Origin of the sequence: Streptomyces similanensis (assembly GCF_039543625.1) — a bacterium.
In the GTDB taxonomy this organism is placed as follows: domain Bacteria; phylum Actinomycetota; class Actinomycetes; order Streptomycetales; family Streptomycetaceae; genus Streptomyces; species Streptomyces similanensis.
Genome location: NZ_BAABKC010000073.1, coordinates 22,635 through 38,394 on the forward strand (window position 1 = coordinate 22,635; position 15,760 = coordinate 38,394).

15 protein-coding genes, 1 tRNA gene and 1 pseudogene are annotated in these 15,760 nt (G+C 70.5%); 10 read left to right on the forward strand and 7 right to left on the reverse strand.

Annotated features, from left to right (window positions below):
- The first annotated feature begins 210 nt into the window (after positions 1–210).
- The 4 genes from ABEB07_RS23975 (at position 211) to ABEB07_RS23990 (ending at position 3,556) form a co-directional block, all read left to right on the forward strand.
- Positions 211–759, forward strand: a complete 549-nt coding sequence (locus tag ABEB07_RS23975; protein WP_345670229.1) for a hypothetical protein — start codon at positions 211–213, stop codon at positions 757–759.
- A 9-nt stretch (positions 760–768) separates the two neighbouring features.
- Entirely contained in the window at positions 769–2,583 is a 1,815-nt protein-coding gene (locus ABEB07_RS23980; RefSeq protein ID WP_345670230.1) for an alpha/beta hydrolase, read from the forward strand.
- An 89-nt stretch (positions 2,584–2,672) separates the two neighbouring features.
- Positions 2,673–3,155: a hypothetical protein gene (locus ABEB07_RS23985; protein ID WP_345670231.1), complete on the forward strand. Its 483-nt coding sequence runs from the start codon at positions 2,673–2,675 to the stop codon at positions 3,153–3,155.
- Between the two features lie 328 nt (positions 3,156–3,483).
- Positions 3,484–3,556 (forward strand) — tRNA-Arg (locus tag ABEB07_RS23990).
- Positions 3,557–4,164: 608 nt separating this feature from the next.
- On the opposite strand, the gene ABEB07_RS23995 is transcribed toward ABEB07_RS23990, so the two are convergent.
- From ABEB07_RS23995 to ABEB07_RS24005, 3 genes are all read right to left on the reverse strand, one after another.
- On the reverse strand, positions 4,165–4,383 hold the full coding sequence (locus ABEB07_RS23995; RefSeq protein WP_345670233.1) for a hypothetical protein: 219 nt from the start codon (positions 4,381–4,383) through the stop codon (positions 4,165–4,167).
- Positions 4,384–4,567: 184 nt separating this feature from the next.
- Positions 4,568–5,035: a type II toxin-antitoxin system VapC family toxin gene (locus ABEB07_RS24000; RefSeq protein ID WP_345670234.1), complete on the reverse strand. Its 468-nt coding sequence runs from the start codon at positions 5,033–5,035 to the stop codon at positions 4,568–4,570.
- The gene (locus ABEB07_RS24005) at positions 5,025–5,294 is read right to left on the reverse strand and encodes a type II toxin-antitoxin system Phd/YefM family antitoxin (RefSeq protein WP_345670235.1); all 270 of its coding nucleotides are present in this window, start codon (positions 5,292–5,294) and stop codon (positions 5,025–5,027) included. The genes ABEB07_RS24000 and ABEB07_RS24005 overlap by 11 nt, the downstream gene beginning before the upstream one ends.
- Before the next feature lie 240 nt (positions 5,295–5,534).
- On the opposite strand from ABEB07_RS24005, the pseudogene ABEB07_RS24010 reads away from it, so the two are divergent.
- From ABEB07_RS24010 to ABEB07_RS24025, 4 genes and pseudogenes are all read left to right on the forward strand, one after another.
- Positions 5,535–5,597: pseudogene (locus ABEB07_RS24010) on the forward strand (cold shock domain-containing protein); the annotation flags it as partial.
- Between the two features lie 200 nt (positions 5,598–5,797).
- A complete protein-coding gene (locus ABEB07_RS24015; RefSeq protein ID WP_345670237.1) occupies positions 5,798–6,133 on the forward strand; it encodes a deoxyxylulose-5-phosphate synthase in 336 nt (111 codons plus the stop codon).
- A gap of 192 nt (positions 6,134–6,325) precedes the next feature.
- Positions 6,326–6,448 (forward strand): hypothetical protein, encoded by a 123-nt coding sequence (locus ABEB07_RS24020; RefSeq protein ID WP_345670238.1) that lies wholly within the window; start codon positions 6,326–6,328, stop codon positions 6,446–6,448.
- 4 nt (positions 6,449–6,452) lie between these two features.
- On the forward strand, positions 6,453–7,190 hold the full coding sequence (locus ABEB07_RS24025; RefSeq protein WP_345670239.1) for a hypothetical protein: 738 nt from the start codon (positions 6,453–6,455) through the stop codon (positions 7,188–7,190).
- Positions 7,191–7,253: 63 nt separating this feature from the next.
- Here the strand turns inward: ABEB07_RS24025 and ABEB07_RS24030 are convergent, their stop codons facing one another.
- A complete protein-coding gene (locus ABEB07_RS24030; protein WP_345670240.1) occupies positions 7,254–7,712 on the reverse strand; it encodes a DUF7144 family membrane protein in 459 nt (152 codons plus the stop codon).
- Positions 7,713–7,802: 90 nt separating this feature from the next.
- Complete coding sequence (locus tag ABEB07_RS24035; RefSeq protein ID WP_345670242.1) at positions 7,803–8,999, reverse strand: MFS transporter; 1,197 nt, start codon at positions 8,997–8,999, stop codon at positions 7,803–7,805.
- A gap of 157 nt (positions 9,000–9,156) precedes the next feature.
- On the opposite strand from ABEB07_RS24035, the gene ABEB07_RS24040 reads away from it, so the two are divergent.
- Both ABEB07_RS24040 and ABEB07_RS24045 read left to right on the forward strand, forming a co-directional pair.
- Positions 9,157–10,152 (forward strand): ArsR/SmtB family transcription factor, encoded by a 996-nt coding sequence (locus tag ABEB07_RS24040; protein WP_345670243.1) that lies wholly within the window; start codon positions 9,157–9,159, stop codon positions 10,150–10,152.
- 87 nt (positions 10,153–10,239) lie between these two features.
- Positions 10,240–10,749 carry a glutathione peroxidase gene (locus ABEB07_RS24045; RefSeq protein WP_164586911.1) on the forward strand — a complete coding sequence of 170 codons (510 nt, stop codon included), beginning with the start codon at positions 10,240–10,242 and terminating at the stop codon, positions 10,747–10,749.
- A gap of 82 nt (positions 10,750–10,831) precedes the next feature.
- Here the strand turns inward: ABEB07_RS24045 and ABEB07_RS24050 are convergent, their stop codons facing one another.
- Both ABEB07_RS24050 and ABEB07_RS24055 read right to left on the reverse strand, forming a co-directional pair.
- Entirely contained in the window at positions 10,832–12,712 is a 1,881-nt protein-coding gene (locus ABEB07_RS24050; RefSeq protein ID WP_345670244.1) for an MFS transporter, read from the reverse strand.
- A gap of 151 nt (positions 12,713–12,863) precedes the next feature.
- The gene (locus ABEB07_RS24055) at positions 12,864–15,302 is read right to left on the reverse strand and encodes a D-alanyl-D-alanine carboxypeptidase family protein (protein WP_425589068.1); all 2,439 of its coding nucleotides are present in this window, start codon (positions 15,300–15,302) and stop codon (positions 12,864–12,866) included.
- Positions 15,303–15,760 lie beyond the last annotated feature (458 nt).

The following is a 15,760-nucleotide window of genomic DNA, read 5'->3' on the forward strand; positions in this document are numbered from 1 at the left end:
ACGAACCGAGGAACTCCCCCGCCCCTGACACTGCGCCAGCTTGGCACGCGCCCCCCTTATCGTCAAGCAGACGCTATCCCTCCACTCCTCCCCCTTGATCACCGGCCCCTGGGCGCAGACCCCCGTGCCTCCCTGTGGCCCGTCTGAGTACGCCTACTCAGACGGGCTGGTGGCCGATACGGATGGGTGGCTCGACGCGGCGTCACTACTGTGCTTCTCGACCACCGCAAAGTGGTGATCGAACGTTCAGAGGTCTCGCCGACGTACGACGAGGCACGGGGGGAGGGGCCGCGCGTGGCGTGGGACGAGTGGGAGCAGCTCAAGGCTACGGCGGCCGAACGGCACTCCACACGGATGCAGCTCAACCAGGCGCCCGGCGACCAGAACGGCGCGACTTCGAGCAGTAGCGGCGTTTCCGGCAGGCTCCGGTCCGACAAGAAGGCGTGGTCTACGGCCGGTCAAGGCGTGGGGGACTTGCGGGACAACATCGGCAAGGCGTTGACGAAGCTGGAGCACGGCGCGTCAGGGCTCGGCAAGGACGCCGCCTGTTCAACCGCGGCAGCTCAAAAGAGCGTGTACGACTCTTGGGAACGCCGCGTGAAGGAAATCAGCGAGCTGTGCGACGGGCTCGCCGACGTGCTGGAAAAAGTGGGGAACGACCAACTCAGGACGGATGAGTCCATCAAGGCCGGGATCGCTGGGCTGAAGGCCCACTCCGAGGGCACGTCCGCCGGCGGCGGCACGGGCACGGGCCGGTGATCCGGACGCATGGACCTCAAGAAACTCCAGGCCATCAACCCCTCCGAGTACGCGGACGCAGCAGACGGATACCGCGCGATCAGTGACATGGCCGACGCGGCCAAGGGGCGCATCGACAAGCAGATCACCAAGGCCATGCAGCAGGCCAACGAGGGTGAGGCGGCGAACGCGGCGCGGCAGCAGTTGACCAAGCTCTCGCAGAACTTCCACTACACCCAGACCGAATGCGGCCTGATCAGCGGAGCACTCACCGGCTTCTCATCCGAGATCGCCGCACCACGTCGCCGTCTGCTCGAGGCGCTCGATGACGCGAAGGCGCTGTCATACACCGTTCACGCGAACGGCGGCGTCACCTACCCCGCCGGTGGCGAGAACGAACAGACCGGAGAGAAGATCGTCGGCGGCACGGTCACCGGGTTCAACGGCATCTACAGCCGCGGACCCGGCCCGGACATGACCGGCCTGCGCAGCCCCAACCCGAACCGTGCGAAGGCTCAGGACATCGCCGACCGCGTCGCCCACGCCGTACAGGAAGCCAGGGAGATCGACGACCGCTACAGCACGGCGCTGGGAAAACTCAAGGCCGCACCGGGTCTGGCCGTCGACACCAAGATGTGGGCCGACGTGGCATCCGACGTCGACGCCGTCAGCTCAGCGGCAACCCCATACCTTCTGGACAACATCCCGATGGACAAGTCGCCGGCCGACATCACCAAGTGGTGGAACAGTCTGAGCGATGAGCAGCGGGATGAGTACAAGAGGGGTTTTCCTGAGCTCATCGGGAATCTGGACGGCATACAGGCGGTGGTGCGCGACGAGGCGAACCGCGAGAACATCCAGACGCTGATTGCAAAACTGGAGGGCCAGCACGACGACGACTCCCAGACGAAGCTGGACGGCTTGAAAGGCATCCAGGAGAAGCTTCTCGCGGGCAGCGACCCACCCATGTATCTCCTTGGCATCGGCGACCAAGGTAACGGCCGGGCCATTGTGGCCTACGGAAATCCGGACACCGCACAGAACGTCTCCGCCTATGTTCCGGGGCTCACCGCGAGACTTGACGGAGATTTTCCCGGAGGGACAATGAAGCGCGCCCAGGACACGGCTCTGACGGCCAGGGAAGTTTCCCCTCACAGCTCTACTTCGTCAATCGTCTGGCTCGGCTATGACGCACCCCAGCTCAGCGCGCGTGACTTCCTGAGCAGTAGGAGCGTCATGTTCAGGGACGACGCCGAGGCGGGAGCACCCGATTACAACCAGTTCATGGCCGGCATCTCGGCGACACACGAAAACGGCGATCCTCACATCACGGCCATCGGCCATTCGTACGGATCACTCACCGTCGGCCTCGCGGCTCAGGAGAAGGGCGGCATCCCGGGAGCCGATGACATCATTCTCGTGGGAAGCCCGGGGACTGGGGCGAACTCTGCGGACCAGTTGAATGTAGGTAAGGGACACGTGTTCGTGGGCGCGGCCGATCACGACATCGTCACGGGACTTCCCTCCAGGGGACAGGTCGGCAGCGGGGTCGCCGGGGGTATTCTGGGTTCTTTCGCGGGTGCGCCGGAAATCGGTGCGGCAGCTGGTGCGAGCGCGGGTGACCCGGACGGCGACGATCTCTGGTTCGGCAAGGATCCTTCCAGCAAGGCTTTCGGTGCCACACGGTTCGCGGTGAGTGACGGGCCGACTATTCTGGAGGATCACGGGAAGATGAAAGCCCACTCCAACTACTTCAACCCCGCAAAAGATCAGATGTCGGCGGACAATATCGCGAGGATTGTTGTCGGCAAATCTGACGAGATCGTTCAGGAGCAGCCGCGGTGAGAACTGCATACCCTGGAATTCTGCTTGGTGCTTTGCTGTTGACTGGATGCAGTTCTTCGGACGCGACGTCTGTAGGTGACTCGAAAAAAATGAACATGCAAGAAGCGGCAGAGCACGCGGACAAGATCCTTGACGGCACGTTCGCCGCGATCAAGCCGACAGTTCATTGGACCCATGGCCAGTCAACCGAGGGCAGCTGTGACGTATCGAGGCGACGGGCAGTAATGACCGTTATTTCGGAGGAGCGAAGGGGAAACTTTCTGGGCGTGGTGGAGCGCTACTGGAAATCTCAGGGATTCAGCCAGATCGGCATGAACCGGAATGCGAAGAGTCCGGCCATGTATTTTCAGACGCCGGATGAATTCAACGTACGCCTTTTGATCGGCGACAACGGGCAGGCGTTCTTCGAAGTAGCAACACCGTGTGTGGAAAAGTCATCGGTGTCACCGCCCGCTTCGAAGACGGTCGGCCCGAATTATGCAGGAAAGCCGATTCCGGACCCGAACGTCCACTCCGACTTCTGGTCGGCGTCAACCCCGATCACCTCAGCTTCACCGACGCGGTCGCGGTAGTCGACGGGGGGCCTGCCCGTCCAGGCTTGCCGTCAGCGGTGCAGGGCGGTGGCCGGGGGGGAACCACCGTCCACCCAAGGTCGGTCCACACGGAGCCGACGGCGCTCCGCTCATCCGCATCGGGTTTTGCCAGGTCAGCACAGAGGACTCGGCACACAGGGGCGGGGCCCCAGAACAGCAGGGCATGACACCTCGGTCCGCTGCCGCAACCGCTAGACTGTGCGCGGTGCACCACTCTGGTGGGGCGCCCTGCGGATGTCTGGGGCCCTCATGGGTCGGGATCCGTCCGATGTGGGCGGATTTCCAACACCCTTGCCCACACATCCCTGCCTTCGTAGCTCAGGGGATAGAGCACCGCTCTCCTAAAGCGGGTGTCGCAGGTTCGAATCCTGCCGGGGGCACAGAGAGATGGGCCGGTTCGAGAGGGGTTTCCTCTCGAACCGGCCTTTCGGCGCCTCAGGGGTCGCGCTGCGGAGGGACCGCCTGTCGCCTCGTTTCCACGCATCATGGGAGGCATCGAAAAGCGGGCGCACCGCCGGCCACCCGGGACCGGGCTGGAAGCCGCAGTCCGTCCAGAACATGTCGACGGCCTCCAGGCACAGAGTCCCAACGAGCCGATCCCCGCGCATGAGTTGCCAGATCTGCTCGGCCATAGTTCCATGCCCTTCGGTCACCTCGCCGGGAGTTGGCGCGTCGTTGCTCATCGCTCCACGGTTACGTCCGGGCAGCGCAGATCCAGCAAGTCGGGCATGCTGCGCTCGGCGTTCTCGGCAAGTACCCACCCGTACTCGTTGTGGGCGATGTCGAAGGCGTGTCGCGCGCCCAGCAGACGGTAGTAGCTGTCGTCGATTCCGGGGCGGTGCCGACCACCCGCGCAGGGCAGAGGCGGGGCCGCCCCTGGACGCGGGGGGACACAGGTGAGGCTGTGGTCGTTCAGCAACTGCCTCAGTTCCCGCTCCTGGATCTGCGGATTGGTGATGCGCTCCAGTCGAAGTCGCTCCCGGTCGAGTCAGATCCGCCTGCGCCACCGCGGCCTCCGCATGCGGCCTCGGCCCGACTGCGGAGCCTCCACGTCGAGCACGGTGAGAAGCAGCAACGGGAGGCGGGCCAGCAACCAGACCGGCGGTCCCCACAGCCACTGGAAGCCGTAGCGCGTCCAGAGGCGCAGCTCCGACTTCGGCGGACGGGGTCCCCAGACGCCGTCCGAGCCGTTCGTCGCGGTGGTCATCCGAGTGCTCCCGGTCCGCGCTGGATCACGTCCCTGTACTTCTCGACCTTGCCGTGGGACTCAAAGGATTCGGCGGCCTCGGGACCGATGTCCTTCGTCTGTTTCGACGCGGAGCGCATCCTGCCCGCATCACGCGCCGACACCGCGAAGCCCGTTGCGCGCCCACCTGCCCGGTGTCCGGGCGTCAGCCTTCGTGGGGCGCTTTCGGGCGGGTGACCGGGACGACAGTGAGGAGGTCGTCCAAGCCTTTGAAGTCGTCGGGATTGGTGGTGAAGAGGGGGAGGTCCTCGGCCACGGCAATGGCGGCGATCATCAGGTCGGCCACCCGGCGGCGCGGCTTACGGCCCGCGCTGATCACCGCGGCGCAGATGCGGCCGTAGATGCGCGCCGCGTCGGCGTCGAAGGGAATGGGGTCGAACTCGTTCTCGGCACGCTGGAGAACGTCGAGCCTTCGGGCGCGTTCGGCGTGTTCGTCATAGCCGCTCTGTTCGTCGTCGCGACGGACCTCGTGCGGGCCGGCGGAGAGTTCGGCCAGGGTGATGGCGGTGATCGCCATTTCGTCCGGCAGTTCCTCCGGGGCGACCCACCGACGCAGAATCATGATGTCGGTGTCGAGCAGTCCCTGCCTGTGCGCCGGGCGGTCAGCGGGCATAGGGGTCGTCCAGGTAGGCGTCAGCCGTGGCGTCCTGGTAGGCGCGGAACGCTTCCAGGTCGATGGCGGGAGCGGTCCGGGACATCGCGGCGAACTCCTGGCGGGAGACGAACCGGCGACGTCGGCGCAGAGGGACGAGCTGGCCGATGGGGTGCCCGTCACGGGTGACAGTGAACGACTGGCCGCCCTGTATGGCGTCCATGATCTCCCGGGACCGGTTACGCAGATCCCGCTGGGTGATTTCGGGCTGAACGCTCATAACCTTCACCGTAGCGCTCGGTGCTACAGCGTGGCATTCGGTGCGTAGAACTTCGGTTCGTGGTGCTCCAGCACGATGGCGGGGCGTTCGCCGTCGCCGTCCTCGAAGGCGTACCCCCGCACTCGCTCCCGGTTCCGTCCTCCACCCAGCCGAGTGCGGCCGTCGCGGGCACTGACCCGGTGTCCGCCGCGCACCTGCTTAGGCGAAGCCCCTGAGGTGGCGCGCCTGGCGATCGCGACGATGCATGAGTGGTACGACGAGGAAGGGTGGGGGGTGCTCGACTCGCCCGAGACTCCGGGAGGCAGGGAGCCACGGTGAACGCTGCCCCGCCCGAAGAGGCCACGACGTCACCGCCGCGGCGCGGGATGCCCGCCAAGGAGGGGCCGGCCCGGTGGCGGCAGGAGAGGCCGGTCGGCCGTCGTGATCCCGCCTTCGCTGGAGGGCCTGCGCAGCGGGCCGGAAATCTGTCGAGCCAGGCCCTGTGCCGGTTCTATCCTTCCCGCATGGCCCATGGAAAGACCTCGTACGTTTGCCTGCCCTGCCGGGCCTCGTACAAGCAGCCCTACCCCGGGCACCACGACCACGACCGGGTCTGTCCGCGCTGCGCCGAACCGCTGATCCACGTCGGCTCCGCCTTCGCGGCGCCCAGGAGGCGGGACACCGCCGCCTGGCGTGCCCTCTCCGTGCTGCTGCACGCCGGCGTGCGCTTCCACAAGAGCTGCTGCGGAGGCCCCGGCTACCGCCCGCGCACCCTCAGTGAGGTACGCGAGCGGATGGCTTACGCCCGTGCAACCGGAGAGCCCTTCGCTCAGGCGTTGGTCCGCCGCGTACTGCCCTGAGCCCGCCGTGCCGCAGTGATCAACCGACTGCCATCGTCTGCGCCCCCGACCGCACGGACCATGCAGCTTCTGGCACCGATCACACACGTGGGTGCTTCCCGTCGGCCCCTGACATGGCGCCGACGCGCCTGCTCTGCCAAGACCTCAGCCAACTCCGGTTCCCACCGTGCGAGAAACCTGTACACGGAAGGCATGCGCATCGCCACCGATCCGGTCCAGTACGGATCCGAAAAGATCCACGAACAGGTGGACCATGCCCGCGAGACGGTGGGCGACGTCTTGGGCCGCCTGTCGAGCGCCGATCCGTTTGGATGACAGAGTGGACACCATCCCGTACGCCTTCGTGGTCACCGTGATCAACCCCGTCCCGGTGTCGGCCTCGCCACCGGGTCACTTGCCGCCCGACGCTGAAATGAACTCGGTGATTCGGCTGTCGACCTCCCGGCTCCCCGAGGACGTCCCACTGGCACGGGTGTACGCCTCCCGTACCACCCACCGTCTCGACAACCAGAACCCTGTGCCCTTCTGGATTCATCTCGGGCCTGACAGCGGCTCGTGGTGTTCTGTCCGTCCCGTCGCTCCGGACGCCTACGACGTCCACGCGGCCGACGGCGCCTGCCTGGCCCGCATCACCCGCCGAGCCGCGCGCCTCCTGCCCTGGCCGCGACGCGCCCGATGGTCCGCACAGCTCACCAGCCCCTCGCAGTCGGTCACGGGGAACGTGGGCACCTGGTACGCGTGGCTCACCTATGTGGTGACCGCTCCCGTCTGGATTCTCTTCGCGCTCTGCGGGATGGCGTACTCGTTCTTCGACGGCACCGCGGACGACTACACGTTCCGCAGCCCGAGCCGCACCCGCTGGCGCACACGCGGCGCGGGCACGGTCCTGGACCGCCGGGGCATCAGCAAGACCTACCGCTTCGCCGGCCGGGGTCTGGACGTCCGGGTCGCGTACGCCCTGGCAGTTCTCCAGACTTGGCAACGCGGACGCCAGCCCGCGCGCGACCGTCAGGTCAGCTCCCCGGCCGGTCGGCCCGCGCACCGAGACAGGCCGTAAGGCCGGCGGTCGCGCTCGGGATCGTGCCTCGGGCTGGCTGACGGCCGTGCTGCCGCCGGTGTTTCACAGGCCCGCCGTGCGGGTAGAGCGGTGGGCGGTCAGGGCCCAGATGACCCAGGCGTCCAGTGCGATCGAGATCAGGGCCCACAGGGGCTGGTACGGGAGCCAGAGGAAGTTGGCGATCAGGCTCAGGGAGGCCATGAAGACGCCGACCACCCGGGCCCACAGGGCGTCGGTCAGCAGGCCGAGGCCGGTGATGACCGAGATCACGCCGAGGATCAGCAGGACCCAGCCCCAGCCGGTGAGGTTGAAGCGGTAGACGTAGTCGTTGATGTTCGCGTAGATGTCGTCGGACGCGATGGCCGTGATGCCCTTGAGGATGTCCAGCAGGCCGTCCACCAGCAGCACCACTCCGGCGAACACGGTGCCGCCCGCGACCCACATACTGGCCCGGTCCTTGCCGTCGCCGCTCGCGTGGCCCTGGTGCGGATGGCTTCCCGGCGATGTCGGCTGCTGCGTCATGGCGTCGTCCCTCCTGCGGTGCGATGCGTCCACCGTGTTCGCCGGGCGGACGCGCCACCAGCCGGAAGCCGCCGAACGGGTGAATCGACCCTACGGCTGCAGCGCCGGCTCCGGCCGCCGGCGTTCGGACGCCCCCGCCACGGCCAGCAGCAGCGTCACCGCCGCCGACGCCGCCGCCATCGCGGTCATCGCCGCGGCGGGCGAGGCGAACTGCGCCGCCGTGCCCGCCAGGGCCGCGCTCACGCCCTGCGTGGTCAGCATCCCGGCCGAGTGCAGCCCCAGCGCGTGACCGCTCAGTTCCGGCGGGGTCAGCCGCATCAGCCGCTCCTGCTGGACCAGGCTCGCGCCGAAGCCGGCCGAGGCCAGCGTCACCAGGCAGGCCGCCACCGGGACCGGCGGGTGCAGGGCGAACACGAGGTACGGCGCGGCCAGCAGCGTCAGCAGCGGCGTGGCCGTGCGGCGGCGCACCGCGGGCGGCAGCAGACGGCCCACCGTGACGTCGCCCGCCAGCATCCCCAGCGCCGCGCACGCGAACAGCGTCCCGGCCGCACCGGGGGCGTAGGAGACGTACAGCGACTCGCAGCCGACCACCAGGCCGTTGGGCAGCCACAGGCCCAGGTAGGTCAGGCGGCGCGGCCGGTCGCGCCACAGGCGGGCGTTGGCGTGCCAGGTCGCCGCCACCGACGGGCGGCCGGACGAGCGGGGCGCGCGGCCGGTCAGGCCCAGCCGGGCCACGGCCGCGGCCGTCGCGTACAGCGCCGCCGCCAGCAGCAGCGACACCCGCGGCGACAGCGCCGCCACCAGCGCCCCGCCGGTCGCGTACCCGGTGATCTGCATGAGGCCGCTCATCATGTTGAACACCGAGCGCCCCAGCAGATAGCCGTCGGCGCCGCCCGTCGCGAGGATCTCGTTCAGCAGGCCCCAGCGGACGCCGCCGCCCAGCGAGGCGACCAGGCCCTGGACGAGGACGACGGCGAGGACCGCCGTGAGCGGCAGGCCGGGCAGTGCCAGGGCCGCCGTGAGCGCGGCGAAGGCGAGCGAGACGCCCGTCAGGGCCGCGCGCGGCGGCAGCCGGTCGGCGCCCGAGAGGAACAGTGTCGCGCCCAGCACCTGGGCGAGCGAGGAGCCGAACATGCTCACCGCCGACAGCAGCGGTGAGCCGGTCGACCGGTACACCAGGGTGCCGAGCGCCAGCCCGCTCGCCGTCTGGGCGACGGTCTGGGCGGCGGCGGAGAGGAACAGCGGGGTGAACTCCGGGGTGCGGAAGAGGTCGCGGTAACTGCGCATGCGCCGGAGTCTCGGCCGGGCGCCGTCACGGCCGTTACTGTTTCGCGGGAGCGCGAAACCTCCGGGCGCGGAACGGAGCCGGAGCCCGGAGCACGAATCCTCCGGAACACGAAACCTCCGGAACACGAAACTTCCGGGAGTGGGGAGGCGGGGCATCGTGGGGCTCTGGCAGGTCAACGCCGACACCCTCGCCGGCAGCCGCTTCCTGATCTCCCCGCTCGCCGAGACCTTCGCGAGCCTCAAGCTGCTGCACGCCGGCGCCGGCCGGCACCCCGGCGAGCGGGCCTGGCTCCGCGCCCACCTGCCCGGCTACCGGCGGCTGCTGGCCGGCGATCCCGTCACCGCGCTGCTGGTGCGCGCCGGGCTCGGCCCTTCCTGGATCGCCGACTTCCTCACCCCCACGCCCCGCGACGAGGAGGACTTCGCGGCCGGGGCCGCCCGGGTCCGCGCCGCCGATCCGGTCGCCGCCCGCGCCCATCTGCGCACGGCGCTCGCCGGGCCGCTGCCGGCCGCCCTGGACCGCGACGACCTGCCCGAGCGCGCGGCCCGGCTGCTGGAGTACGTGTGGACCGAGACCGTACGGCCCTCCTGGGAGCGGCGGCGGCACGTCCTGGAGGCGGACGTCGGCGTGCGCACCGCGCGGGTGAGCCGGGGCGGCTGGGCGGCCGTGCTGGACGAGCTCAGGCCGGGCACCCGCTGGCTCGGCGGCAACCGGTTCCAGGTCAACACGCACGTGTATCCGCCGCGCGAGATCGCCGGCGCCCAGCTCGTCTTCGTGCCGGTCACCCCGCAGACCGGCTGGGTGTCGTGGGACGAGCCGCCGAGCCGGTACGCCGTCGTCTACCCCTGCGCGGGCGTCCTCGCCGACGCGGACGCCCGGCGCTCCTCGGTCTCCGCCGCGCTCGGCGCGCTGCTCGGGCCGGCCCGGGCCGAGGTGCTGGTCCTGCTCGACGCGCCGCTCAGCACCACGCAGCTGACCGCCATGACCGGGCAGGCTCTCGGGTCGGTCGGGCGGCATCTGCGGGTGCTGCGGGAGGCCGGCCTGGTGGAGCGGCGGCGGGCCGGGCGGTCGGTGCTGTACGCGCGCACGGAGGCGGGCCGGGTGCTGGTCCGGGCGGCCGCGCCGGACGGCGGGCGGGCGCGGCCGCGATAGGGTCCTGCGTTCGGTCCGGGACCGATCCGGGCTACCCGGCCCCGGCGGCCGGTCCGGGCGCGGCGCACAGGCGCTAGCATCCGGCCCATGACGACAGCAGACAGCAACGGCGCCTCGCCCCTCGACGTGGAGATCGGCGCCCTGCGGGGCGGCCCGGCGGACCTGAAGCAGTACGCGGGCCGGCCCGTGCTCATCGTGAACGTGGCGTCCAAGTGCGGGCTCACCCCGCAGTACGCCGTCCTCGAACAGCTGCACGAGCGGTTCGCCGGGCAGGGCTTCACCGTGCTGGGCGTGCCCTGCAACCAGTTCGCCGGGCAGGAACCGGGCAGCGCGGCGGAGATCGCCGAGTTCTGCTCGGCGACGTACGGCGTCACCTTCCCGCTGACGGAGAAGGTCGACGTCAACGGCGAGGACCGGCACCCGCTCTACGACCGCCTGGCCGGCTTCGCCGACGCCGAGGGGCACAGCGGCGACATCCGCTGGAACTTCGAGAAGTTCCTCATCGGACGGGACGGCGAGGTCGTCGCCCGGTTCTCCCCGCAGACCGCGCCGGACGCCCCCGAGGTGGTCGCGGCCGTCGAGGCGCAGCTCGCCTGACGCACGGCGCGCCGCACCACGGAAGCGCACCGCACAGCGCCGCACCGCGGCACGGCGACGCGCCGTGCCGCGGTGCGGCGCCTCACTTCAGTTCGTCGGGGCAGGGCGTCCCGCGCGGCACCTTGTACGGCGCCGCCAGCCGGTACGTCCCCGCCCGCGGCGCGAGCAGCATCGTCCACTTGTCGCCCTTGTCGTCCTCGGACGTCTCCCACAGGCAGCCGTTGACGTTGTCGTACGTCTTCGGCGTGCCCTCGGCGCGGTGCTTGGACGCCTCGGTCTCCTCGGGCGCCTTGAGCCGCTCGCCGTGCTCGTCGACGATGCTCAGCCAGGGCGAGTACGGGATGCGGATGAGGACGCGGCCCGGCTCGCTCACCTCCAGGGTCAGCTCGTCCTGCTCGGCCCGGTCGACCACCGCGTGCGGCTCGGCGAGCGGCGCCGGGTCGGTCACCTCGAACAGCTGCCAGTTGGCGTCGCCCCAGAGCTGCCGCAGATAGGGCTGGCCCTGGCGCACCAGCTCGCGCTCGCGCTGGCCGCCGTCGCCGTCCGGCTCGCCCTTGGGCAGCACCACGTACTGCACGGCCCAGCGCTGGAGCCACTCGTGGTAGTTGGCCGAGTTGAGGGTGTCGTCGTAGAAGAGCGGGTTGCGCTTCATGTCGGCCTGGCGGTTCCAGCCGCGGGCCAGGTTGACGTACGGCGCGAGCGCGGAGGCCTCGCGGTGGGAGCTGGCCGGGACGACCTCGACCCGGCCCTTCTCGGCGCCGGCCTTCTGGAGCTGGTGGACCAGCGGGGCCAGCTCGTGCGACCAGGAGGCGGCGGGCGCGGTGTGCACGACGTCGTCCACCGACTTGACGCCGATCCAGCTGACGAAGCCGATCAGCGCCACCACGATCGCGTACCACTTGCGCGAGCGCGGCACGGCGAAGGGCAGCGCCGCCACCAGGATCACCCCGCCGAACAGCATCGCGAGCCGGGTGATGTTGGAGCCGATCTGCGAGCTGACCACCCACACCCCGACGACCGACAGGGCGTACACCCAGGAGGTGATCCGGACCGTCTTCCACTCCCGCGGGACGAGGACGGCGGCGAGGATCGCGTAGAGCAGCGGCAGGCTCGCCGAGCCGAAGCCCATGGGCTGGGTGCCGGAGAAGGGGAACAGCAGGGCCGAGACGGCCACCACGGCGGCCGGCGCGAGGCCCAGCGCCCAGGCGCCCGGGCGGCGCTTCTGGAGGAACAGCGCGACCGCGACCAGACCCACGAACAGGCCGGCCACCGGTGAGGACATGGTGGCGAGCGCGGCCAGCGGGGCCGCGGTCAGCGCCTTCGCCCAGCGCTTGTGGCGCCAGCGGTAGGGCCAGCAGAACACGGCCGCCAGCGCGCCCAGCGCGAACAGCGAGCCGAGGCCGAACGTCACCCGGCCCGACAGCGTGTTGCACACCAGGCCGAAGACGCCGGCCAGCGCCGCCCACAGGGGGTTGCGGACCGCGCGGCTGCGGATCAGGACCAGGGTCAGCAGACCCGCCGACAGCGTCCCGGCGATCATCATCGTCGTGCGGACGCCGAGGACGGACATCAGGTACGGCGACACCATGCTGTAGGAGACGGCGTGCATGCCGCCGTACCAGGCCAGGTTGTACGCCGAGTCCGGGTGCCGGCCGACGAACTCGGCCCAGGCGTCCTGGGCCGCGAGATCGCCGCCGCTGTTCGCGAGGGCGAAGATCCAGACGAGGTGCAGGGCCCCGGACAGGACGGTGAGGGAGAGGGCCGGGTGCCGGAGCATCCGCTCCCGCAGCGCCATGACGGCGGCCCCGGCGCGGGACCGCCCGCCGCCGCTGCCGGCGGCGGCCCGGTCACCGCGTGGAGCCGGTGCGTCACGTTCCGCGGTGTTCGTCCGCGGACGTATTCGCGGCCCGGCTCCCGGGCCCGGCTCGGCATCGTCGGCGCGTGTCGGCTCCGCTGTGGCCACCTGAAGGCACTCCCCGTGTCCCGTCCCTGAGTTTCCGGCCGCGTCCCGCGTCCGGCGACGTGCCCCGTCTCGCGACGCTAGCACGCACCCCGCCGGGCGGCCCCACCTGGAGGGCGTACCGACGGGGTGCGTGGGCCGGGCCGGCCGGGTGTCAGGAGATACGGGTCAGCTTGTCGGTGAAACCGGGCTCGGCGAGGTCCTTCTGGAGGGCCACCGGGACCCGGATCGCGCTGCCCGCGCCGCCGTCGCCGACGGTGAGCGTGCCGACCTTGGTCCCCGCCTTCGCGGAGTGCGGCACGGCGTCGGCGGTGAAGGACAGCTTCACCTCGGAGCCGGCCCAGCCGACCGCGGTGACGTCCCGGGTGAGCACGACCGGGGTGTGGCCGCCGAGCCGGTCGTCGACGTAGCCGACGACGTCGCCCTTCTTGAGGATCTTCGCCGAGGTCAGCGCGTCCTGCGCGCCGAGCAGCGCGGTCTTGCTGACCTCGTTGGCCGTGGCGAGGATCGACGGTCCCTTGTGCTGGCCGAGGATCGCGCCGACGATCGTCACCGTCTGGCCGCCCACCTTCTTGCGGGAGGCGAAGAGCAGGTTGCCGCCGGCCGCGGTGGTGGTGCCGGTCTTGAAGCCGATCGCGCCGATCCGGTACGGCAGCTCGTTGTAGTTGGGCCAGTTGTGCCCGGAGGGGTCGGTCCAGCTGGCCACGCTGGTGATGGCGACCATGGCCGGGATCCGCACGGCGGCGTTCCCCAGCTTCACCTGGTCCTCGGCGGTGGAGACGGTGGTCTTCGTCAGGCCGGAGGGGTCGGTGTACGTGCTGTTCGTCATCCCGAGTTCCTTGGCGGTGGCGTTCATCTTCTTCACGAACGCCGCCTCCGAACCGGAGTCCCAGCGCGCCAGCAGCCGCGCGATGTTGTTCGCGGAGGGGATCATGACGGCCGACAGCGCCTGCTTCTCGGTGAGGAAGTCGCCGGCCTTGACGGTGTTGAGCGTGGACTCGTCACCGGTCTTGTCGTAGCCGCCCTCCTTCTCCGCCGTCGGGTCGACCTTGATCTTCGGGCCTTCCTCGCCGGGCTTGAGCGGGTGGTCCCGGAGGATGACGTACGCCGTCATGGTCTTGGCGACCGAGCCGATGGCCACCGGCGTCTGCTTGCCGAAGTGGCCCATCGTTCCGACGCCGGTCACGTCCATCCAGCCCTGGCCCTCGCCCGGCCACGGCAGGGTCAGCCTGCCGCCGCCGAAGGTGTAGCTCTCCTTCGCGGTGAGCTGGAGACCGGGCGCGGGCAGCGGCCGCATGGCCTGCGCGACTGCGAAGACGATCAGCAGCAGCAGCACCAGCGGCGTCCAGATCTTCACCCGGCGCACCGTGGTGCGCAGCGGGGTCTGGGGCGGCGGCGGGGTGTTGGTCAGCTCGGCGAGCAGGTCCAGCGGGGGCTTGGGGGGCAGCGGCTGCTGGGTGGTGCGCTCGGGGCCGACCGGGGCGGCGGCGGGGATGGCGGTGGTGGCCGTCACGTCCGCCTTGGGCCGCGGCGACTGCTTGCCGGGGGCGTCCTTCGGCTTGCCCTGCGGGTCCGGCTTCGGCTTCGGCCCCGCGTCGTCACCGGCGTCCGGCTCCGCCTTCGGCTGCGACGTCGTCTGCGGCTTGCGGGTCGCCGGGTCGTCGAGGTGCTTGAGCGCGACGAACTTGCTGGTGCGCTCGGCCTCCGACTCGGGGGCGGACTTACCGTCCGGGCCGGCGTCCTTCTTCGCGCCGGTCGCCTTCTTCGCGCCGGCCTTCGTCCCGCCGTCCTTCTCCGGGGTCCTCCCGCCGTCCTTCTCCGGGGTCCTCCCGCCGGCCTTCTCCGGGGCCTTCCCGTCGTCCTCCGGTCCTGCCTCGCCGTCCTTCTTCGCGCCGCCGCCCAGCTTGAGCATGGTGGTCGGCTGGTCCACCGGGGGCTTGGGCGCCTTGAAGATGGCGGTGGGCTGATCGACCGGGGGCTCGGGGTCGGCCTCGGGGGCCGGGTCGGATGCGGACTCGGGTGCGGGCTCGGCGGACGCGGGCTCGGGCTTGGACGCGGGCGTCTTGGCCTCGGACGTCTTGGCCTCGGGCTTCGAGTCGCTCTTCGCTTCGGTGGGCTTGGCCTCGGTGGGCTTCTTCGCGTCGGCCTCGGCCTCGGCGGCCTTCGCCTCCGGCTCGGCCACGGCCTCGGCGTCCGGCTTCGCGCCGCCGGTCTTCGCGTCCGGCTTCGCCACGGGCGCGGCCACGGGCGAGGCGTCGTCCGTCGCGTCGGCCTTCGCATCGGCCTTCGCATCGGTCTTCGGCTCGTCCGCGTCGGCGGCCTCCGGCTCGTCGCCGCGCTCGGCGTCGTCCCGTACGGCGTCGTCGCGCTCGTCCTCGTCGCCGGACCCGCCGGCGCCGTCCGCCTCGGGGGCCGTCTCCGGCTCGGGGGCGTCCCCGGCGGGCTCCTGCCGGTCCTCGGCCGCGTCGGCGGCCTTCTCCCCGGCCGCCCCGGCCTTACCGCCTTCCGTGTCCTTCTCGGAGGATCCGGAGGTCTCGGTGTCCTCCGCCGTCTTCAGTTCCCGTACCGAAAGCACCCGAGTGGCGGTGTCCACGCCACCGCGCCGCTCGGACGTATCGGCCGACCCGCTCTTCCCGGTGGTGCCGGACGTGCCGGACTCCCCCGCCAGCGCCAGGCGCGGGTCGCGGGCGTCGCGCGCCTCACTCCTCGCCCCGGGAACCGGACCCGCGCTCCCCGACGTCGGTTCTGCCGACGACTCGCGCTGCTTCGACCTGTCGGGGGACTCGCCCGCCACCGATGCCTCCTCCGTGTGCCGCACCCCGCGTACGGCTGCTGAAACCGTGAACCGCCACCTGGACGCCGGCCGGTCACGACCGGCCGTAGCGACCGGTCGTACCGCTGTCCGAACCATGTACCAGTGTCCTGTGTGCGGACCAAACCCACGCGGAAGACGAGAACGACATACCTACTGGTTCCACTACGAACCGGTCACGCACCCTCGACAGACCAATGTGAGAGGGGTCACCCTGTCATTCATCCACGCGGGGAGGC